Origin of the sequence: Nocardia barduliensis (assembly GCF_013315795.1) — a bacterium.
Lineage (GTDB): Bacteria > Actinomycetota > Actinomycetes > Mycobacteriales > Mycobacteriaceae > Nocardia > Nocardia barduliensis.
The window spans coordinates 96,457-117,425 of sequence record NZ_JABLTE010000011.1; the positions used below are offsets into that span (position 1 = coordinate 96,457).

At 69.9% G+C, this 20,969-nt stretch carries 14 protein-coding genes; 9 read left to right on the forward strand and 5 right to left on the reverse strand.

The window, feature by feature from the left end; all coding sequences use genetic code 11:
* The first annotated feature begins 80 nt into the window (after positions 1 to 80).
* A complete protein-coding gene (locus HOV91_RS07785; RefSeq protein WP_174184769.1) occupies positions 81 to 1,103 on the forward strand; it encodes an AraC family transcriptional regulator in 1,023 nt (340 codons plus the stop codon).
* On the opposite strand, the gene HOV91_RS07790 is transcribed toward HOV91_RS07785, so the two are convergent.
* The 3 genes from HOV91_RS07790 to HOV91_RS07800 all read right to left on the reverse strand — a co-directional run bounded on the left by HOV91_RS07790 (position 1,093) and on the right by HOV91_RS07800 (position 3,945).
* The gene (locus tag HOV91_RS07790; RefSeq protein ID WP_174184770.1) at positions 1,093 to 1,284 is read right to left on the reverse strand and encodes a hypothetical protein; all 192 of its coding nucleotides are present in this window, start codon (positions 1,282 to 1,284) and stop codon (positions 1,093 to 1,095) included. The genes HOV91_RS07785 and HOV91_RS07790 overlap by 11 nt on opposite strands.
* A 186-nt stretch (positions 1,285 to 1,470) precedes the next feature.
* A complete protein-coding gene (locus tag HOV91_RS07795; protein ID WP_174184771.1) occupies positions 1,471 to 2,505 on the reverse strand; it encodes a CobW family GTP-binding protein in 1,035 nt (344 codons plus the stop codon).
* Positions 2,506 to 2,598: 93 nt separating this feature from the next.
* Entirely contained in the window at positions 2,599 to 3,945 is a 1,347-nt protein-coding gene (locus HOV91_RS07800) for an N-acetylmuramoyl-L-alanine amidase (RefSeq protein WP_174184772.1), read from the reverse strand.
* A gap of 556 nt (positions 3,946 to 4,501) precedes the next feature.
* Between HOV91_RS07800 and HOV91_RS07805 the strand changes: the two genes are divergently transcribed.
* From HOV91_RS07805 to HOV91_RS07815, 3 genes are all read left to right on the forward strand, one after another.
* Positions 4,502 to 4,873 carry an Rv1352/Rv1906c domain-containing protein gene (locus HOV91_RS07805; protein ID WP_174184773.1) on the forward strand — a complete coding sequence of 124 codons (372 nt, stop codon included), beginning with the start codon at positions 4,502 to 4,504 and terminating at the stop codon, positions 4,871 to 4,873.
* A 61-nt stretch (positions 4,874 to 4,934) separates the two neighbouring features.
* The gene (locus HOV91_RS07810; protein ID WP_174184774.1) at positions 4,935 to 5,684 is read left to right on the forward strand and encodes an SDR family oxidoreductase; all 750 of its coding nucleotides are present in this window, start codon (positions 4,935 to 4,937) and stop codon (positions 5,682 to 5,684) included.
* 183 nt (positions 5,685 to 5,867) lie between these two features.
* Positions 5,868 to 6,269: a PaaI family thioesterase gene (locus HOV91_RS07815; protein WP_174184775.1), complete on the forward strand. Its 402-nt coding sequence runs from the start codon at positions 5,868 to 5,870 to the stop codon at positions 6,267 to 6,269.
* Here the strand turns inward: HOV91_RS07815 and HOV91_RS07820 are convergent.
* Complete coding sequence (locus HOV91_RS07820; protein WP_174184776.1) at positions 6,266 to 7,387, reverse strand: MAB_1171c family putative transporter; 1,122 nt, start codon at positions 7,385 to 7,387, stop codon at positions 6,266 to 6,268. The two genes, HOV91_RS07815 and HOV91_RS07820, sit on opposite strands and share 4 nt — an antisense overlap.
* Positions 7,388 to 8,181: 794 nt before the next feature.
* On the opposite strand from HOV91_RS07820, the gene HOV91_RS07825 reads away from it, so the two are divergent.
* Positions 8,182 to 8,907 (forward strand): TetR/AcrR family transcriptional regulator, encoded by a 726-nt coding sequence (locus HOV91_RS07825; protein ID WP_174184777.1) that lies wholly within the window; start codon positions 8,182 to 8,184, stop codon positions 8,905 to 8,907.
* A 21-nt stretch (positions 8,908 to 8,928) separates the two neighbouring features.
* Here HOV91_RS07825 and HOV91_RS07830 read toward each other — a convergent pair whose 3' ends face one another.
* Entirely contained in the window at positions 8,929 to 9,477 is a 549-nt protein-coding gene (locus HOV91_RS07830; RefSeq protein ID WP_174184778.1) for an ester cyclase, read from the reverse strand.
* A gap of 458 nt (positions 9,478 to 9,935) precedes the next feature.
* On the opposite strand from HOV91_RS07830, the gene HOV91_RS07835 reads away from it, so the two are divergent.
* From HOV91_RS07835 to HOV91_RS07850, 4 genes are read left to right on the forward strand one after another with little or no spacing between them, the layout of a single operon-like run.
* Entirely contained in the window at positions 9,936 to 16,262 is a 6,327-nt protein-coding gene (locus HOV91_RS07835; RefSeq protein WP_174184779.1) for a type I polyketide synthase, read from the forward strand.
* The gene (locus HOV91_RS07840; RefSeq protein WP_174184780.1) at positions 16,259 to 17,686 is read left to right on the forward strand and encodes an aminotransferase class I/II-fold pyridoxal phosphate-dependent enzyme; all 1,428 of its coding nucleotides are present in this window, start codon (positions 16,259 to 16,261) and stop codon (positions 17,684 to 17,686) included. Before HOV91_RS07835 ends, HOV91_RS07840 begins: the two co-directional genes overlap by 4 nt.
* Entirely contained in the window at positions 17,683 to 19,695 is a 2,013-nt protein-coding gene (locus HOV91_RS07845; RefSeq protein WP_217439822.1) for a CRTAC1 family protein, read from the forward strand. Before HOV91_RS07840 ends, HOV91_RS07845 begins: the two co-directional genes overlap by 4 nt.
* Positions 19,692 to 20,882, forward strand: coding sequence for an RnfABCDGE type electron transport complex subunit D (locus tag HOV91_RS07850; protein WP_174184781.1), 1,191 nt, complete (start codon positions 19,692 to 19,694; stop codon positions 20,880 to 20,882). Before HOV91_RS07845 ends, HOV91_RS07850 begins: the two co-directional genes overlap by 4 nt.
* Positions 20,883 to 20,969: the final 87 nt, after the last annotated feature.

Below are 20,969 nucleotides of genomic sequence, written 5' to 3' on the forward strand. Positions count from 1 at the left end.
TGCGGACGGAACAGGCTCGGTCTCGCCGCGCCGGTAGGCCGGGGCGGCCGATCGGTCGCGGTGGGAGAAGGGAGCGCGCGATGGGGACCGACCAGGTGCTGCTCCACCGATTCGTCGTCTCGCAGCTCACCGCGGCCGGTGTCGACCGGGCCCGGCTGTTGCGGGAATCCGGGTTGCCGGAGTGGACCATGGCGGGCGACGACGCGCACCTGCCGAGCCGGACGTTCTCCCGGTTGTGGGAGATCGCCGAACACGAACTGGGCGACCCGAACGTCGCGCTCAACGTGGCGAGCCGCTACGAGCTCACCTGCCTCGGTCTCTACGACTATCTGTTCTCCTCGGCCCCCACACTGGGCGCCGGACTGGCGACCTGCGGGCCGTACGTCGCGGCGGTGACCACCAACCACCGCTTCGACCTGGTCGCGGAGAACGACCACGAGGTGACGCTGTACCTGGACATGATCGACGGGGCGGGCCGCGGCCGCGACCTGACCCAGTTGTGGGGCCTGAGCGCGGTGCTCAGCCGGGCACGGCGCGTGGTGCGCGGACCGCTGGCCCCGCTGCGGGTCGCGCTGCGCCAGCGCGCGCCCGCCAGGACCGACACCTTCGTCGAGGTATTCGGCACCACCGCGATCGAGTTCGACGCGCCGGTGGATGCCATGACCTTCCGCGCCTCGGACATGGACCTGCCGCTGACCACGAGCGATCCGGTGCTGGCCGGCATACTCCAGCCCTTGGCCGCCGCCCTTCCACCACCGCCGCCGCTGGCCACCGCCTGGCCCGAGCGCGTCGCGGCGGCCCTGGCGGACTGCCTGCACGACGGTGACGCGTCCCTGGAGCGGGTGGCGCGCAAGCTGGCCATCAGCCCGCGCACGCTCCAGCGCCGGTTGCGGGAGGCGGGCACCACCTGGCGCACGGAACTGGATCGGGCCCGCGGCGCCCGACTGGTCGCCGCGAGCGCCGCCGGGCCGTTGAGTCCGTCGCGCCAGGCCGAGATCCTCGGCTACTCCGACCCGGCTTCGATGCGGCGAGCCGCTCGGCGGTGGTCGCTGGCCACCGCCGCACACCGCGCGGAGCGGGTCGAGCGCACGTTCACGGCCTGAGGTAACGCGCCGCGATCGACCAGAACGTCGCGTCCTCGATCGCCCGGAAATCCCAGCTGTTGGTGAGTGCGTGGGTCTCGGCCACGATCGCGGGCACGTCGAAGTCGTCGCGGGTGGCGGTGCCCTTGGCTTCCAGCGCCTCGATGACGTACGCGGTGGCGCTCTCCATGGAATCTGACACGGGAAACTCCCATCGGTCGCAGGACGATCGGGTCGGTCACGGATCGGCTGCCGAGCGGCGCCGTTCGCGGCAGTTCGCTCCCGGCGCCCGCCGACCGGCGGACACCGCATTCAGTCTCATGAGAAGACCGCTCTGTCACCAGCACCGAACGCGACAGGTCGCGACCGAACGCGCCAATCTGACGTCTCAGTGCGGTGTATAGCGCCACACGCCGAGCATGCTCTGCGTGTCGAGCGGATCGGCGGCGTCGTGCACCGTCTCGCGCAGCCGGGCCAGTGCGGAGTCGGTGTGCAGCCCCGCACCGATGAGCACCAGCCGCGCGCCCCGCGCTTCGCCCCGCGACCAGTGCCCCGGCTCGAAGACGATGTGGCGGCCGACCATGTGCAGGACGAACTTCCTGCGTTCGTCCGCCACCCCGAACGCGGCGAAACCCTTGGCCCGGAACAATCCCGGTGGCGGGTCCTCCAGGAAGCCGATCAGCTTGCGCGGATCGAGCGCTCGGCCGCTGGCGAACGACACGCTGGTGTAGTCGTCGTGCAGATGGCGGTGCCCGGCGTGGTCATCGTGGTCGTGCTCGGCGAGGAGTTCGTCGAAGCTCAGTTGCTCGGCCACCAGCGGGCCTCGGCGCGCAGGCTCGTCGAACAGCAGTCCGGGATCGATCCGGCCGTAGGTGGTCGCGTACACCGGGACCGAACCGACGAGCGCCGCGATGTCCGCCCGCAGCCGCGCCAGCTGCTCGGACGGAACCCGATCCGCCTTGTTGACCACGACGAGATCGGCCAGCCGCAGATGGGTGCGCAGCTCGGGGTGACGGGCGCTGCTGCGCGGGAACTCGTCGGCGTCGACCACCTCGACCAAGCCGCCGTAGCGCAGTCGCGGGTTGTCGCTGCCGACCACCATCCGGATGAGGTTGCGCGGCTCGGCCAAGCCGCTGGCCTCGACCACGATCACGTCGATCCCGGCGCGGGGCTGGGTGAGCCGGGTGAACAGCTCGTCCAGTTCGGTGACGTCGACCGCGCAGCACACGCAGCCGTTGCCGAGCGAGACCATCGCGTCGACCTGCCCGGCGACCAGCATCGAATCGATGTTGATCGCCCCGAAGTCGTTGACGACGACCCCGATCCGCGTTCCCCGGTTGTCCTTCAGCAGGTGATTGAGCAGCGTGGTCTTCCCGGAACCGAGAAACCCCGCGACCAGCACAACTGGAATCCGGTCAGCCATTCCGCTCACCCTAGTGCGCCGCGCGGCCCGCCGAGGAAGCCGGACGCCACCCGCGCACCGGCGGGATGGCGTCCGGTGGGTTCGGTGTGCGGACTATTTCGACGACCCCAGCAGCATGGCCGCCAGGCTGTAGCCGAGGTTGATCAGCTCCGTGGTGATGGCGTTGTCGTCGAGGCCGAGCATCTTCGCCAACGGCATCAACAACTCCATGATCGACGCGTTGCCGCCCGCGGTCCCGGGCGACTGCTGGGCATACGGCGCGCCCGGCGACTGGTTTCCGGACGTGCCCGGCGAACTCGGCGCCGCCGACGTACCCGGGGACTGCGGTGTGGCCGTACCCGGCGGCGTGGTGCCCGGCGCGGACTGCGCCTGCGGCACAGCGGGAGCCGCCGGACTCTGCGGCACCGCCGGAATCGTCTGAGCCTGCGGAACCGCCGGGTTCGTCTGCGCCTGTGGCGTACCCGGGCTGGTCTGCGCTTGCGGCGTACCGGGGTTGGTCTGCGCTTGCGGAGTACCCGGGCTGGTTTGTGCTTGCGGTGCCGCCGGGTTCGTCTGCCCCTGCGGCGTCTCCGGATTCGCCGCGGGGCGATCGAACGACGCGCCCTGCGGAACGGACTGCGCCGCCTGCTGATCCGACGACGCCCCCGGCGGTACGCCGAGCAGGTGGCCGACCACGCCGGTGGTGAGCGCGATCGCGTGCTTGAGCTGCCCATCGGGTGATTCCAGCAGCGCCGCGTCCTCGGGGTTGGCGCCGTTGCCCATCTCGAGGAAGACGACCGGAACGGTGGTCAGCGCGGGCCCGGCGACATCCTTGCGGGTCTGCAGGCCGTCCACCACGCCGCCGTAGTTCGCGGGCGGGAATCCCGCCTCGCGATACGCGTCGCGCACCGATTTCGACGCGGCCAGACCCGCTCCCGACTGGACCTGATCGACGATCAGATTCGGGATGGGCAGTTCCGGGACGATCAGATGGAACCCGCGATACTGCGCGGGCGCGCTGTCGGCGTGGATACTCACGGCGACATCGGCGCCCGACTGGCTCGCCGCGCGGGCCCGGTCGTCGACGCAGCCGCCCCAGTTCATATCGTCCTGGCGGCTCAGCACCACGCGGGCGCCGAGCGTCTCCAGCGACGTCTTGACCACCTGCGCGACGTTCCAGGTGATGGTGTGCTCGGGAACGCCGTTCATCGTGGTCATCCCGGTGGTCTGGCAGTCCTTGGTGCCGCCGCGACCATCGCTGACCTGCCTGGCCAGATCTTGCGAGTGGTTCGACCCCTGGTGTCCGGGATCGAGGAAAACGGTCTTGCCCGCGAGCTTTTTCGACATGTCCAGCGCCGACGGCGCCGCATGCGCGCTGACCGGAAGCAACCCGGACAACGTCACCGTCACCGCGGCCGTGACGGCGGTACAGATACCGGCTTTGACGATGCTTGGCTTCATAGTGCGGTCGGCGCCCCGGAATGGAGCGCCCCTCCCTTCCCACTTGTAACACCAAACCCAGTAATTAACTCTGGCAACGTGTGTATCAGCAAAGCAAGGAGCGTTATCGAAGTGTTACCGCATGTCCAGCGTCCGGCCGTACGACCGGCCTCGATGGTTTGCACAGAGATAGCAGAGCGTAGTGCACTCCGACCGGCGCCATGCCGATCGGCGCGCTGAATTTTTCGGCGAGTCGGCAAAGTCCTGATAGCGAGTGCCGCGCAAGGTTACCGCAGCGATATCGGCGCGGGAAACGGAGACAAAGAAACAAGTAGCTGAGCCGCCCGAAATCCATCCACAATCCGACGGACGAATCCGCGTGCGGGGAACGGACTCGGCCTTCACGCCGGCTTCGGCACAGCCGGCACAGACCGCCGGGATCGCGGATTTCCGGCACACCACCCGGTCGGTTCTGGTATTTCTGGCCGCGGAGATGCGGGGATCTCCGGAATCGGCCGCGACCACGAACGAACAATGCCCGTGCGCGCGGCGGTAGCACAAGTCGAGGAGAACCGGTATGCGTGCAAGCACGCTCCTACTCGCTGGGGCCATGACCTCCGCGCTGACCCTGCTCGCCACGGGAACGGCGGCGGCCGAACCGGCGAACACCATCGCGCACGACGGCGTCTATTTGGTCGGCGTCGACATCGCCCCCGGGGTCTGGGAGGCGCCCGGCACACCCGACCCCGCCTACGCCTGCGATTGGGCCAGGCTGTGGAAGGTCGAGGGCGACAACACGAATATGCAGAACATCATCGCGAACAACCACACCCGGCTGAGTCCGGTGCGGGTGGTGATCAAGCCGACCGACGTCGGATTCAAGACCGCGAACTGCGGTCCGTGGCGGTTACTGCCGACACCGCCGCCCACCGGGTCCTTCGGCGGCTGAACCGGGCGGCGCGCGCCGGGCGACTATTGACTGGCGTTCAACAGAAGCTAGGGTCGGCCGCATGACGAGGAGCAAGATTCTGATCACCGGCGCGAGCGCCGGCCTCGGGGCCGCCATGGCGCGGGACTTCGCGGCCAAGGGCCGCGATCTCGCGCTGTGCGCCCGCAGGCTCGACGCGCTCACCGCGTTGCGCGACGAACTGGCGGCCGCCCATCCCGGCGTCACCGTCGCGGTCCGCGCACTGGACGTGGACGACCACGCGGCGGTGGCGCCGGTGTTCGGCGAATTGCGCGACGAGCTCGGTGGACTGGACCGCGTGATCGTCAATGCCGGGATCGGCAAGGGAGCGCGCGTGGGCAGCGGCCGGGCCGACGCGAACCTCGCGACCGCGACGACGAACTTCGTCAGCGCGCTGGCTCAGGCGGAAGCGGCGCTGAAGATCTTCCGCGCCGGGAACGCCGGACATCTGGTCCTCGTCTCATCGATGAGCGCGGTGCGCGGTCTGCCCGGCAAGAAGGCGGCCTACTCGGCGAGCAAGGCGGGCCTGGCCGCACTCGGCGAGGGGCTGGCCACCGAGCTGGCAGGCACGCCGATCGCGGTCACCACGCTGCTGCCGGGATTCATCGCCACCGACATGGCCGCCAAAGCGGGTGACGCGCGGATGGTCGCGCCTCTGGACAAGGGTGTCGCGGCGATGGTCGCCGCCATCGAGAAGGAGCGCCGCCGGGCCTGCGTGCCGGGGTGGCCGTGGCGCCTGATCGACCTCGCCCTCCCCCATCTACCCGACGCCCTCGTGGCACGGATGAGCTGAACGGGCCACCGCCCGAGCTCGGCCCGGCGACCTCCGCCGTACGTGGTGGCGGCACGGACATGGTCGAGCCGCGACCGCTTCCGATGTCCGGCGGAGGCATTCGCCGCAGGTCCAGCGCTGCCCAGCCGATGATTACCCGTGCGGTAATAGACGCGACGACCGGCGGCGGGCAGGATCGCGGCCATGATCGATGAGACGGGCACCAAGCTGTTCCACCAGAGCATGCCGTTCACCGAACGCCTCGGCGTCGAGGTCCTCGCCCACGGACCCGAACTGGTGCGCAGCCGCCTGGCCTGGGACGAATCACTGTGCACGCTCGGCGGCGTGCTGCACGGCGGGGTGCTGATGTCGCTCGCCGACGCCACCGGCGCGGTCTGCGCGTTCCTCAATCTGCCCGAAGGCAAGCAGGGCACCACCACGGTGGAGTCGAAGACCAATTTCCTGCGCGGGGTCCGCTCGGGGCACGCCATCGCCGAGGCGACGCCGCTGCACGCCGGACGTTCGTTCATCGTGATCGAGACGGTGCTCCGGGACGACGCCGACAGGCTGGTCGCGAAGGTGACCCAGACCCAAGCGGTGCTCTAGCCGACGCCGACGGCCACCCGCTCGCCCGCCGCCGCGCGGGCCGCGGGCCAGACCCGGGCCAGATCGAGCAGTTGCCGCAGTTCGGCGTCGAAATCCGCCGCAGGGACCGGCAACCGGGCCGGGTTCGATCCGATCGGCTCCGTCCCCGCCTTCCGCGCCGCCGCCGCGCACGCCACTCGGCGCGCGTAGTCGGTCATCGGGCATCCGGAGCCGGCCGGTGCGGCCGACACCGGGGCGTAGCGGCCGAGATGCAGCAGCGCGTCCTGGATCTCCACGGTCATCCGCAGCAGCTGGGTCCCCGGGTCGGCCCGCTCGCCCGCGGCGGGCCGCAGCACGATCTCGGGAACGGCGGTGGTGAGATCCCGCCACAGCGGACGCAGCCTGCGGCAGAATCGTCCGGCCCGGTCGAGTTCCGCCGCGGCCAGCAGTGACCGGATCAGTGGGATGGCGACCACCGCCGCGTCGAGCACCAGACAGATGGTGACCGTCGCCTCGATCCTGATCAGATGCCCGCCCCAGCCCTGCCACCCGGTGCAGGCCCGCACCGTCGACAGCACCAGGTTCACTCCGAAAAGTGTTGCGGCCCAGATCATCAGGCCGCATACCAGCTTTTCCGCCAGGCCGATACCACCGGCCCGCAGCTCCCGGACGCACATGCGGGCCAGCAGCGAGACGTTCACCAGCAGCGGGAGACCGAAGGCGGTCCACACCACCAATCCCTCGGCGTCCAGGGTCAGGTCGACCACTCTGCCTTCCTGCCGCGCCGAGGCGCCGGCCAGCAGGATCGCGGCGGTGGACGCGGCCGCCAGCCCGCCGCAGACGCGGTGCCTGCGCCGGACCGCGACCGGGTCCGCGTCGAAGGCCCAGATGCGGACGATCCCCTGCAGGCACATCGACGCCATCACCGTGCAGCCCAGCGAGAGTTGATGAGCGAGGCTCGCGACGCCGGGCGTCATGGTGCAGCGATACAGCAGCAGACTCAGTAAGCCCCAGCCGAACAGCTGATTCAGCAGTCTGTCGACGGTGGTGTCGCGAACCAGCAACCACCGGCCCGCCAGCACGGCCGCGACGAAGCCGATTACCGGCCACGCGACGATTCCCGGAATCGATGACGACATCGGCCGACCTCCCACCCACGAAACTGTCCCATGCGAACGATAACGTTGCCGCGTGTTCATGACCGCGCGGATCGAGAAACGGCAGCAGCCGATTGCCGAGGCGCGTCATCCTCTCGCCGGTGATGCGGTGATGCCACCTTCCCGGACCGTTTCCAGGGCCGGCGAGTCGCCGCTTCCGCAGTTTCGAGGTCGATCTTGACAAATACGCGATACGCTCACTCGTTCACCGAGCCGACATCCCATTTGTCCAGTTTTCGACAGCATATGCCGAACACCGGGCGGACGGCCATTGTCATCGCGCCCAAAACTCCGGCGTCCCCGCCGTCCGATGTCACAGCACGGCGTGGCGCGACGAATTCGAAGAGCGCGCAAACCATTTGGCGGATCGGGCGTCGATGTTACGCTGAATCACATAGAGTTTCAGTGACGACACTCACCTCCGACACGCACCGCCCGGCGGGTGCGCCTACTCTTCGTAGTCCGCGAACGCGGCCCCACCTCATGCTCTGCCCGCCCGTTCGTGCGGCAAGAACGGAGATATCTGTGCGCGATGAACCACGATCAGCTTTCCGGACCGAGCGAGTCGATGGTGCATCGATGGGGAGAGATGTCGTTCCCCCGGCACTGCCAGGGCATGGCCGGGCACTCCGGCCACGAACGGCCCCGATACCGGCGGCCTTCGCGGTGGGGACGATCGGGGGGTACTCGGCCGCGCCGCGATACCGCATTCCCGAAGACAGCGTGCCGGCGAACCTATGCGTCACCGCTTGACCGTGTTTGGGGAAACGGAACCGATGAGCAAGCAGACTGCCGGAACAACCGAATTAGCCGTGCGCCCTGCCGGGACGGACTCGATGAACACCGCTCTGCGCGATCGCCTGATCGACGCGACCGTCGAGGTGGTGTCGACCGAGGGTTTGCACGCGCTCACCGTCCGCCGCGTCTCGCGCATGTGCGGTGTCTCCACGATGGCCGTGTACTCGAATTTCGGGGGAATGCCCGGCCTGATCCGGGCGGCGGGTTCCGCCGGCTTCGCCCAACTGGCCGAGCGCATGACCGCCGCCGGGGTGAGCGAGGAGCCGATCACCGATCTGCTCGTGCTCGGCCTGGTCTTCCGGGACGAGGCCCAGCGCAGGCCGGAACTGTTCCAGCTGATGTTCGGCACCGGCACGCGGATCGACATGAAGATCAACCGCGGCAACGTGCTGGTGGCCGGGCACGATTCGGAGTTCGAGCACTACGCGGAGACCTTCGACCACGTGGTCGGCGCGGTGCGGCGCGCACAGGAAGCCGGGCTGATCGACACCCCCGATGTCCGCTCGGCCGCAGCGCAGCTGTGGATGGGACTGTTCGGCTTCGTCCAATTGGAGATGGCCGGACATCTAGGTGACGACGGCCTGCTGGAAGTGCTGGTGCCCGCGATCGTGAATCTTCTCGTGGGCATGGGCGCCGAGCTGGAGACCGTCGGCACCTCGGTCCTGCTGGCGGTGGAGCGCTTCGCCGACAAGTTCGGCGACTGACTTCCGCGCGCCGGGTTCCGGTCAGAACGGCAGCCGGGACCGCAACCGCTGGGCGCGTGCCATCGCGCGCTCCGCGGCGCTTCCGCGCGGCGGCATCAGACCCAATTGCAGCAACATCTCCGTCAGGTCCCAGGTGGCCTGGCTACGCCAGATCAGCCCCGAGCGGAACTGCCATACGTCGATGACCAGCAGGTCGATCCGCTTGCCGGTCGGCCCGAAGCCGGGCGGGTCGATCGGGCCGAGATGGGTCCCGGTCATCCGCCACGGCACCAGGGCGATCCGATCGTCGGCGGCCAGCACCGGCGGAAACGGGTTGGTGTAGGCGACATCCGGGAACGAGCGCACCGTGTCCGCGACGAATTTCGCCACGCCCGCCCGCCCGTGCGCGGGCGCGTCCAGCGAGGGGTCGTGCCAGATCGTGTCCTCGGTGACGCATTTCGCGACCGCCGCGCCGTCCCCGCTGTTCCAGCCGGCGATGTATTGCTCGGTGAATCCCAGCAGCCAGGCGAGGCTTTCGATGGGCTCGGCCTCCGCCTCGATACGGAACTGCCCGGTGTTGTACGGATCCACGCCCATCGCCTTTCGCCCAGTGCGTATTCGACGAGTCATCGTAGCCACGAAACGTAGGCGTACTCAACAGCTTCCGGCGGCCCGGTCCCAGAAGACGCGGAATAACACCGGAATAACGGTGTAATTGCTCGGCGATCGGGCCGCCATAACCATGTAATAACAGCAGAATAATACCGTCATACCCACCCTGAACTGCACAGATGACGAAGGCGGCATTATCTCCGGCGCAATACTTTTCACTCCGCGACCGCCCAGTTCCGTATTGACCTTCGCGAATCGGTCCTCCTACCATGGGTGGACACTGACCTCCTACCGCGGAACCACTTCACTCCGGACGACGCTCACGGCCGAACAGGTTTACCGGCGTCGCGATTCCGGTTGTCTCCACGCTGATTCGAAGACGCCGACGGAAAACGCGCCTGCGATTTTTCGAATACCCGAGCACCAGGGGATTTTGCATGCCCAATGTAGCAATTGTCGGTATCGGCTGCCGTTTTCCGGGCGGCATCGACGGGCCGGACTCTTTCTGGGATCTCGTCGTGCGCAAGGGCGACGGAATCGTGGAAGTGCCGGCGGATCGCTGGAACCTCGCGAAGTTCTACGATCCGGATCCGGACGCGCCGGGCCGGATGTACACCAGGCACGGTGGCTTCCTGACCCAGTCGCTGTGGGAGTTCGACGCCGAGTTCTTCGGCATCTCCCAGCGCGAGGCGTCGATCATGGACCCGCAGCAGCGGTTGCTGCTCGAAGTCGCCTGGGAGGCGCTGGACGACGCCGGGATGGCGGGCCGGGTCGGCGGGCGCGAGGTCGGCGTGTTCGTCGGCGGCTTCATGAACGACAACGCGCTGGTGCGCAGCGGCTCGATGTCCCGTGCCTCGATCAACAGCCACAGCCCCACCAGCTCGTCGCACACGCTGCTGTCGGCCCGCATCGCGTTCCTGCTCGATCTGCTCGGGCCCACCATGACCATCGACACCGCCTGCTCGTCCTCCCTGGTCGCGCTGCACCAAGCGGTGCTCGCGCTGGAGTCGGGCGAGTGCGAATCGGCGATCGTCGGTGGCGCCAACGCGATGCTGCGGCCCGAGGCGTTCATCTCCATGTGCAAAGGCCGGTTCCTGGCGGTCGACGGCCGGTGCAAGTCCTTCGACGCGGCCGCCGACGGCTACGGGCGCGGCGAGGGCGCCGGCGCGGTCGTGTTGAAGACCTTGGACGCGGCGGTCCGGGACCGCGACCGGATCTACGCGGTGGTGCGCGGCAGCGGCGTCAATCAGGACGGCCGCACGCTGGCGATCCCGGTGCCCAACCCGGTCGCGCAGGAGGCGCTGGCCCGGCGGGTGCACCGGCTGGCGGGCATCGACGCGCGCGACATCCGTTTCGTGGAGGCGCACGGCACCGGGACACCGGTCGGCGACCCGCTCGAATTGGCCGCCCTCGGGGCGGTGTACGGCGCGGTGGACGGCCGCGACGAGCCGCTGCCGGTCGGCTCGGTGAAGAACAACATCGGGCACACCGAGGCCGCCGCCGGCGTCGCGGGCGTCATCAAGGCCGCGCTGACCCTGCACCACGGCGTCATCGCCCCGCAGCTGCGCCTGGACAACCCGAACCCGGAGATCCGGTTCGAGGAATTGCGGGTACGCATTCCGCTGGCGACCGAACCGCTGCCGAACGAGGACGGCCGGGCCGCGGTGGCCGTCAACAGCTTCGGCTACGGCGGCACCAACGCCCACGCGATCCTGACCCGTGCGCCGCAGCTTCCGGCTCCCGCACAGGCCGCGCCGGCGCCGATCACCGTGCTGCCGCTGTCGGCCCGCAACGAGACCGCGTTGCGCACCATGGCCACCCAGCTGCGCGACCTGACCGAGACCGCCCCGGTGGACGCGGTGACCGAAGCGGCATGGACCCAGCGCGCACACCATCCCCTCCGCGCCGCGTTCGGCTACCGGGACTCCGACGACCTGCGGGCCCAGCTCGCCGATTTCGCCACGGGAGCGGGCAAGTCACCGGTCCGCGCGCTCACCGACGGCTCCACCCAGCCGGTGTTCGTGTTCAGCGGCATGGGCCCGCAGTGGTGGGGCATGGCCCGCGGCCTGCTCGAGGCCGACGGGCCGTTCGCGGCGGTCGCGCGCTCGATCGACGAGATCTTCCGCGAGATCGCGGGATGGTCGATCGTGGAGGAACTGCTGCGCCCGGAAGAGCAGTCGCGAATCACCGGAACGGCGTACGCGCAACCGGCGAATTTCCTGGTCCAGGCCGCCCTGATGGCCGAACTCGCCGAACTCGGCATTCATCCCGCCGCGGTGGTCGGCCACAGCGTCGGCGAGGTGGCCTCGGCCTACGCCTCCGGCTCGCTGTCGCTGCGCGACGCGCTGCTGGTGAGCTATCACCGCGCCCGGTTGCAGGCCACCACCGCGGGCACCGGTGGCATGCTGGCCGTCGGACTGGCGGAGGAGCAGTTGCGCGAGCGCCTCGCGGGCGTGGCGGGCGTCTGCGTCGCGGCGGTCAACAGCCACTCGGCGGCGACGCTGTCGGGCGACCTGGCCGAATTGGACCGCATCCGCGACGAACTCATCGCCGAAGGCGTCTTCGCCAAAGCGCTGCGCGTCGAGGTGCCCTACCACAGCCACCTGATGGACCCCATCCTCGGCGACCTCACGACGGTGCTGGCCGGTCTCACACCGCGACCGGCGCGGGTGCCGATCTGGTCCACCGTCACCGGCGGCGAACTGTCCGGCCCGGACTGGGACGCCGAGTACTGGTGCCGCAACGTGCGCGAGCCGGTGCGGTTCGGCGCGGCCGTGGACAGCCTGCTCGACGCGGGCCATCGGGTCTTCCTGGAGGTGGGGCCGCACCCGGTGCTCAGCGGCAACATCAAGGAGGCGTTCGTGCGCCGCGGCCTCGACGGCGCGGCGATCAGCACTCTGTCGCGCGACGCCGACGACCGTGACAACCTGCTGCGCACCGTGGGCGAGCTGTACCAGGTGGGCGGGCTCGACATCACGCACGCCCCCGGCGCGCCGGAAACGCGTGCCGCGCACCTGGATCTGCCCCGCTACCCGTGGCAGCGCCGCCTGCTGTGGACCGAGGACCCCGCGATCGAGGCCGACCGGGTCGGCGCCGTCGACGGGTACGTCATGCTCGGCCAGCGCACAGCGGCGTCCGCGCCGGAATGGGAGGTCGAGCTGTCGGTGGCCGCGCTGCCGTGGCTGCCCGATCACGTGGTGGACGGGTCGGTGGTGCTGCCGGGCGCGGCCTATCTGGACGCCGCGCTCAGCGCCATCGCCGTCCGCACCGGCCGCAGCAGCTTCGGCCTCGAATCGGTCCAGTTCGTCGCGCCCCTGGTGATCGCGCAGCACGACGTGCCGGTGTTGCGCCTCACCGTCGAGGAGACCACCCACCGGTTCACCCTGCGCTCGCGCGCCGCCACCGCGGCCACCTGGACGGTCAACGCGCACGGCAGGCTGATCGAGGCGGACGTCGACGCGCGCACGATCGACCTCGCGCCCGCGGCGGACGCGGTGGAGGTGGCCGCGGCGACGCTCTACGACGGCCTGGCCGCCCACGGCCTGGCCTACGGGCCGAGCTTCCGGCTGATCACCGCTGCGCGAGTCGGCGCGGACTCCGTGCTGGCCCGGCTCGATCTCGCGCCGCTGGCGGGCAGCGCGCCGAGCCTGCCGCACCTGGCCCACCCGGCGGCGGTCGACGCGGCGTTGCAGTGCTTCGCCGCCCTCTATGCCCAGACCGCGCACGGGGCGAGCGTCGTGGTGCCGTCCTCGGTCGCCGGAGTCCGCTGGACCGGGCCGCTGCCCGAACAGGCGGTGGTGCTGGTGCGCCGGGTGGACGGTGACCCGCTGTGCGCCGACATCACCGTCGCCACCCCGGAAGGCGCTGTGGTACTGGCCCTTTCGGGCGTGCGGTTCACCGGCCTCGCGGCAGAGCCGGATCTGCACGACCACCTCGACGGCCTTTTCTACGAGCCGGTGTGGTCCATCGTCGACGACACCGCGACCACCGACGAGCCCGCGGGCGGGGCGGAGTTCCTGCTCGTGGTCAGCCTGGGCAGCACCGTCTCCCAGCGCGCGAAGGAGATCGCCAGCGCCCGTGCCGCTTCGGAGATCCTCACGTTGGCGCCGGAGGAGGCGGGCGCCGCGGATCGCGTCCTCGCCGCCCTGCGCGCCGCGCGCGAGCGGCCCGGCGTGACGCGCAGCCGCCTCGTCGTGGTGTCCGGCGCCGAGCTGGACGCGGTGCCCAACGCCTACGGCCTCGCACTGGTCGCCAAGGCGGTCGGCGAGCTGGTGGTCGGCACGGAGGAAGACGACGCCGCGACGGCCGAGGTGCGCGCGGTGGTGGTCACCGAGCAGGCGTTCTGCCTGCCCATCGACGCGTTCGCGCATCCCGCGCAGGCCGCGCTCACCGGCGCCCGGCGCACCCTGCGCAACGAGCAACCCGCGGTGCAGTGGCGGCTGGTGGACATCGAACCGGCCACGCGCGCCGCCGACCTCGTGGAGCAGGTGCTCGGCGACGGACGCGCCGACGAGGTCGCCCTGCGCGCGGGCGCGTGCTGGGCGCTGCACCTGCGCAAGTCGTTGCGCGAGCATCTCGCCGCCTGGGACGAGGCCGCCCCGCTGACCGACCCGCAGGCATCCTTCCGCCTGGAGATTCCGCGCTCGCGGCTGCTGTCGGACCTGGCCTGGCGCGCGGTCGAGCGCGTGGCGCCCGGTCCGGGCGAGGTCGAGATCCGGATGGACGCGGTGGGCCTCAATTTCAAGGACGCGCTCAAGGTGCTCGGCGTGCTCACCGAAAAGGAGCTGGCCGGCACGTATTTCGGCACCGAACTGGGTATGGACGGGTTCGGCGTGGTCGAGCGGGTCGGTCCCGGCGTGACCGAGGTCGCCGTGGGGGATCAGATGTCGGTGTGCGCCAGGGACCTGGTCCGCCGCCACGTCACCCTCCGGCCCGACGAGGGCGCCACCATGCCCCTCGATTACCCGGACTCGGTGCTCGACCCCTGCCACTCCAGCTCGGTGCTGCCCTTCCTCACCGCCGAATTCGCCTTCGGCGAGCTGGCGCACCTGCAGCCGGGTGAGACGGTGCTGGTGCACGGCGCGGCGGGCGGCATGGGCATGGCCGCGGTCCAGGTGGCGGCGCGCCTCGGCGCACGGGTCATCGCGACGGCGGGTTCGGACGAGCGCCGCGCGGTGGCCGCGGCCGCGGGCGCGCACGAGGTGGTCAACTCGCGCTCGATCAGCTTCGTCGACGACGTGCTCGCGCTGACCGGCGGACGCGGCGTCGACGTGGTCTACAACTCCTCCCCCGGCGAGATCCTCCAGCAGAATCTGCGGGCGGCCGCCGAATTCGGCCGGATCGTCGAGATCGGCAAGGCCGACATCTACGGCGGCGGCACTATCGACCTGCGCCCGTTCGACCGGAACCTGTCGTTCTTCGCCGTGGACATGGACCGCGCCCTGGCCGTGCGCCCCGAACTGGTCCGTCGCGCGGCACGGCGGGCGATGGACGCCTTGAACGACGGCACCTACGACTACCTCCCCTACACCGCGTTCACCCTCGATTCCACCGCTGAGGCATTCGAAACCGTGGTGCGGTCCAAGCAGATCGGCCGAGTCGTGCTCGACCTGCGCGAACCGGAGCCGACGGTGCTGGCCGCACGGCCGGGCCTGCCGATCGACCCGGCGGCCAGCTATCTGGTCACCGGCGGTTTCGGCGCGTTCGGCCTGGCCACCGCGCGCTGGCTGGTCCGGATCGGCGCGCGGCGTCTGGTGCTGGCCGGACGCAGCGGCGCCACCACGGACGCGGCTCGCGCCGGGATCGCCGAATTCACCTCCGCCGGAGCCGAAGTCGTCGAGGAACGCCTCGACATGGCCGATTACGACGCCGTCGCCGCGCTGGTCGAACGCATCCAGGCCAGCGGTCGGCCGCTGCGCGGGGTGTTCCACGCGGCCGGTGTGGTGAACAACCTCGAGGTTCCGCAAATCACCGCCGAATCGCTGGCGGAGATCTTCGGGCCCAAGGTCGCGGGCGCGGTCAACCTGGACACCGCCGTCACCGCCGCCGACATCGACCTCGACATGTTCGTGCTGTTCTCCTCGGCCAGCAGCATCGTCGGCATCTCCCCGCAATTCGGTTACGCGGCCGCCAATTCCGTGCTGGACATGATCGCCGCCGCCCGCCGCGCCCGCGGCGCCGCCGCGCTGGCGGTGAACTGGGGCTTCATGAGCGGTGGCGGCGGGATGGCCGACTACGAGGCGGTCAGCCGGTACGCGGAGATGACCGGTTACCGCTCGGTGGACATGGACGTGGCCACCGATCTGCTCGGCGAGTGCCTGCGGCTGGATCTGCCGCAGATCGTGCTGTTCGACGTGGACTGGAGCCAGTGGGCACTGGCGCACCGCCCGTCCACCCGCACGCCGCGCTTCGCCGAGCAGGTGGCGGCCGCGGGCGGCGGGGCGGCGGGCGCGGGCGCGCTGCGGGCGGAGATCCTCCAGCTGGGTATCGAGCAGCGCGGAGAGGTGGTGGCCTACCTGCTCGCCGAACAGCTCGCCGCGGTGCTCGGCGTCGACGCCGAGACGGTGGACCTGAACACCCCGCTGCCCGAACTCGGCATGGACTCGCTGATGGGCATGGAGTTCGGCGCCCGGGTGGTGCAGGTGCTCGGCACCCAGCTGTCGGTGCTCGCCGTGATCGGACTGACGTTGCGCGGGCTCGGCGCGCGGATTGCCGAGCAGATTGCCCAGGAAGAAGAGCGCGCGGCGAGGAGCGAGGACGAATGACGGACAACAACCCCAGGGAACTGGCCCGCGCACTGCTGGCCAGGCACGCGGGCGGCGAGACAGGCGCCGCCCCGGCGACGACCAACGGCGCGCGGCAGGCGAATGGTTCCGCCACCCCCGCGACCGGCACCAACGGCAACAGCGCGCCCCGCGGAGTCGCGCACACGTCCTTCCGGGACCACCCCGGCGTGCTCGAAGCCGCGCAGCGGTTCGGCCGGTTCGACGCCTGGGTCGAACAGGTCGGCCTGGTCAACCCGTACTACCTGCCGCACGAGGGCATCAGCGGCGCGGTGACCAGGATGGCCGACCGGGACGTGGTGAACTTCAGCAGCTTCGGCTACCTGGACCTGGCCGCCGACCCGCGGGTGCGGCAGGCCGCCAAGGACGCGATCGATCAGTACGGCACCTCCGCCGCCGCGGTGCGCATCGTGGCGGGCGAGCTGCCGATCTATCGTGAGCTGGAAGCCGAGATCGCCCGCACCTACGACACCGAGGCCGCGCTGGTGACCGCCAGTGGCTACCTCACCAATGCCGCCGCGGTCGGATTCCTGCTCGGCAAGCGCGATCTCGCGGTCTGCGACGCGCTGATCCACCACAGCGTGGTCTCCGGCACCGAGTGGTCGCGCTGTAAGCGGGTCTCGTTCCGGCACAACGATCCCGAGTCGCTGGAGACCATCCTGAAGATGTCGCGGCGCAGTTTCGACCGGGCCATGGTGATCATCGAGGGCCTCTACAGCATGGACGGCGACGTGGTCCGGCTGCCCGAGATCATCGAGGTGGCCCGGCGCTACGACTGCTCGATCATGATCGACGAGGCGCACTCGTTCGGCACGCTCGGCGCCACCGGGCACGGGGTGCGGGAACTGTTCGACCTGCCCGGTGACGCCGTCGACGTCTGGATGGGCACCCTGTCCAAGGCGCTCGGCAGCGTCGGCGGCTATCTCGCGGGCAACCGGGAGCTGGTCGACGGGTTCAAGTACGTCGCGGGCGGCTTGAGCATGTACACCGCCGCGCCCGCCCCCTCGGCCATCGGCGCGGCGCTGGCCGGGCTCGAGGTGCTGCGCGACGAGCCGGAGCGCGTGACCCGGCTGCGGCACAACAGCGAGTACTTCCACCGCCGCGCCGGGGAATACGGCTTCGACATCGGCACATCGGAGCGTTCGCCGATCATCCCCGTCATGACCGGCGCCGACGAACCCGCCGTGCTGGCGGCACTTGCCATGCTGCAACGCGGTTTCAGCGTGAACGCCATCACCCACCCGGTCGTCCCGGCCGGGGAGGCCAGGCTGCGGTTCTTCGTCAACTGCAGGCACACCGAGCAGCACATGGACCAGGCACTGGCCACGCTGCGCGAGGTGCTCGACGGACTCGCGGACACCGCGGGACAGCAATTCACTCTCGCCCATGAGGAGCAGCACTCGTGAAAATTCCCATCAACCGATCCCTCCTCCGAAAAGCGGTGGTGCCCGGCGTGGCCCTGCTGCTGATGGGCTCGCTGTTCATTCCGGCGCGATCGACGCTGCTGCCCACCTACGACGAGGCCGGCGGGCCGATCGCGAGCAAGTTCGACTTCACCCCGATGCCGATCGCGCTGCCCAAGGGCCTGCCGACCGATCGCAAGATCCGCGAGCTGCGCGAGCCGTACAAGCACCTGTCGGCCTGGATCTCCTCGGTCGGCGCGGCCATCGCGATGAACGACTTCGACGGCAACCGGCTGGCCGACGACCTGTGCGTGGTGGACCCGCGCTCCGACACGGCCTTCCTCACGCCGACGCCGGACAGCAACACCGGCCGGTACGAGCCGTTCGTGCTCGATCCCGCGCCGCTGCCCGCCGACTCGTCCACCGTGCCGTCGGGCTGCGTTCCCGGCGACTTCAACGGTGACGGCAGGATGGACGCGCTGGTGTCGTACTACGGCCGCACACCGATCCTGTATTTGCAGCGGGCCAACGCGACCCGGCTGGAGGCCAAGGCTTTCCGCCCGGTCGACATCGTCCCCGCGCCGAACACGCCGGACGGGCACTACGAGGGCCAGCGCTGGATCACCGCGGCGGTGTCGGTCTCCGATTTCGACGGCGACGGCAAGCCGGACATCTACCTGGGCCAGTACTTCAACGATATGGACGTGCTCTCCAAGGAGGGCCAGCTCGCGCTGTGGATGACCGACTCGCTGTCCAACGCGCGCAACGGCGGCAAGGACCGGATCTTCACGCTGGCCTCCGCCAAGTCGGGTGACGAACCCACCGCCGAGTACCGCGAGGTGGCCAATCCGTTCCCGATCGGCATGGACACCGGATGGGCGCTGGCCGCCGCCGCGTCCGACCTGAACGGCGATCAGCTGCCGGAGCTGTACGTGGCCAACGACTTCGGGCGCGACCGCCTGTTCGTCAACCGGTCCACGCCGGGCCAGATCCGCTTCGGCTTCGCCGAGGGCGAGCGCGGTATCACCGAGCCGAAGTCGTATGTGCTCGGTCATGATTCGGACAAGGGCATGGCGGCGGACTTCGGCGACCTGAACGGCGACGGCATGCCGGACCTGTTCGTCAGCAATATCGCCGTGCGCTTCGCGCTGATGGAGGGCCACTTCGCGTTCTACAACACCGCCGAGGACACCGCCGACGCGGCGCGTCAGCTGGCCGACGGTGTGGCGCCGTTCAAGAACCGCGCGACGGATGTCGGGCTGGCCTGGGAGACCTGGGGCTGGGACGCGAAGATCGACGACTTCGACAACGACGGCCGCAACGAAGTGGTCCAGGCCACCGGCATGATCAAGGGCGACACCAACCGGTGGCCGCAGATCCAGGAACTCGGCACCATGAACGACGACCTGACCAAGTACCCGTGGTCCTGGCCGATCATCGGCGAGGACGCCGATCTGGCCGGCAGCGATCCGGTCGGCTTCTTCAGCCGCGGTGACGACGGCAAATTCGCCAACCTCACCCATGCCCTCGGCATGGACACCCCCGTTCCCTCGCGCGGCATCGCCGTGGGCGACACCTCCGGCAACGGCGCGCTGAGCTTCGCCGTCGCCCGCCAGTGGGGTGATCCGACCTTCTACCACAACAACAAGGCGGACAACGGCCGGTTCCTCGGCCTGAAGCTGTTCAAGCCGACCTGGGAAGGCACGGCGCCCAGGACGACCATCGCCGGTCTTCCGGCCCAGGGCGTTCCGGCGGTGGATGCCCAGGTCGAGGTGCGCACGCCGGACGGCCGGTTGTTCACCAGCCACCTCGACGGCGGCAGCGGGCACACCGGCAAGCGCGCCACCGAGGTGCACATCGGCCTCGGCGACGTCGATCCGGCCGCCCCGCTGAACGTCGTGCTGCGCTGGCGGGAGACCAACGGCACGCCGCACGAACAAACCCTCCAGCTCGCGCCGGGCTGGCACACCGTGAACCTCGCCTCGGACGCCCAGGAGGTCAAGCAGCGATGAGCGACAACGACAAGCAGGATCCGGGCGACGCGACTGCCGCGTCGAACGGCCGCCCCGACGCCCCGGCCGCCGACGGCAGCGCCGCCGCCAACGGCAAGGGCGCGGGTCCCGAGGGCAACGGCGCGACCGCACCCGCGACCACCGCCGAACGCATCTCGTCGATGCAGCGCTCGGGCACCGAGTTCGCCAAGGAGTGGGTGGAAACGCCCGCGCCGACGAAAGATACGCGCTACCTCGCGCTGCGCAACTTCGCCATCTCGATCACGATCTTCAATCTGATCGGATTCCCACTGCTCGGCTTCGAGCAGCCGTTCCTCTGGCCGTTCATCGCACTGGCCACCGCGTATTCCACCGAGATCGGGCTGGAAGTCCTGGCGGCCTGGGCGTACAAGCGCCCACCCGCCTTCCGGGGCCGGGGACCACGTGGGCTGTTCGAGTTCCTGCTGCCCGCGCACATCACCGGTCTGGCGTTCAACTTCCTGACCTTCGCGCACGACAAGCTGTGGCCGGTGATCTTCGGCATCGTGGTCGCGGTCGGCACGAAGTGGGTGCTGCGCGCCAAGATCAACGGCAAGATGCGCCACTTCATGAACCCGTCGAACTTCGGCGTCGTGGTGTGCTTCCTGGTGTTCCCGATGATCGCGGTGGCGCCGCCGTACCACTTCACCGAATACATCACCGGACCGGCGGACGCGCTCATCGTGCTCGGCCTGTTGATGACCGGCACGATGCTGAACGCCAAGCTGACGTTGAAGATGCCGCTGATCATGGCGTGGGTGGGCGCGTTCGCGCTGCAGGCCATCGTGCGCGGGCTGATCGAGCCGAACGTCTCGGCACTGGCCGGCCTGAGCATGATGACCGGTCTGGCGTTCGTGCTGTTCACCAACTACATGGTCACCGACCCGGGCACCACGCCGTCGGGCAAGAAGCAGCAGATCATGTTCGGCGCCTCGGTCGGCATCATGTACGGCGTGGTCACAGCGCTGCACATCTCCTACGGGTTGTTCATCGCGCTGGTCATCGTCTGTGGCGCTCGCGGCGTCTACTGGTGGGCACGCGGCCTCGCCGAGTGGTGGCGTGAACGCGGCGCTACGCCGAGCGCGCCGCAGCAGCCCGTGGTGGCCGACGACCTGGAGGCCGACATCACCGGCGAACCGGAGCCGGCGAGGCAGGCCGCCCGCTCATGAACCGGAAGCGCCGAGCCGCGTCGCGGCTCGGCGCTTTCGCCGCCGGTGCCAGCGTGGTCACCCCCGGCCCCCGATACTCCTCCGACG

Bases quoted from the DNA above. Each gene is read 5' to 3' on its own strand.
- HOV91_RS07785 (WP_174184769.1), top strand. From the start codon at position 81: ATGGGGACCGACCAGGTGCTGCTCCACCGATTCGTCGTCTCGCAGCTC.
- HOV91_RS07795 (WP_174184771.1), bottom strand. From the start codon at position 2,505: ATGGCTGACCGGATTCCAGTTGTGCTGGTCGCGGGGTTTCTCGGTTCC.
- HOV91_RS07800 (WP_174184772.1), bottom strand. From the start codon at position 3,945: ATGAAGCCAAGCATCGTCAAAGCCGGTATCTGTACCGCCGTCACGGCC.
- HOV91_RS07805 (WP_174184773.1), top strand. From the start codon at position 4,502: ATGCGTGCAAGCACGCTCCTACTCGCTGGGGCCATGACCTCCGCGCTG.
- HOV91_RS07810 (WP_174184774.1), top strand. From the start codon at position 4,935: ATGACGAGGAGCAAGATTCTGATCACCGGCGCGAGCGCCGGCCTCGGG.
- HOV91_RS07815 (WP_174184775.1), top strand. From the start codon at position 5,868: ATGATCGATGAGACGGGCACCAAGCTGTTCCACCAGAGCATGCCGTTC.
- HOV91_RS07820 (WP_174184776.1), bottom strand. From the start codon at position 7,387: ATGTCGTCATCGATTCCGGGAATCGTCGCGTGGCCGGTAATCGGCTTC.
- HOV91_RS07825 (WP_174184777.1), top strand. From the start codon at position 8,182: ATGAGCAAGCAGACTGCCGGAACAACCGAATTAGCCGTGCGCCCTGCC.
- HOV91_RS07835 (WP_174184779.1), top strand. From the start codon at position 9,936: ATGCCCAATGTAGCAATTGTCGGTATCGGCTGCCGTTTTCCGGGCGGC.
- HOV91_RS07840 (WP_174184780.1), top strand. From the start codon at position 16,259: ATGACGGACAACAACCCCAGGGAACTGGCCCGCGCACTGCTGGCCAGG.
- HOV91_RS07850 (WP_174184781.1), top strand. From the start codon at position 19,692: ATGAGCGACAACGACAAGCAGGATCCGGGCGACGCGACTGCCGCGTCG.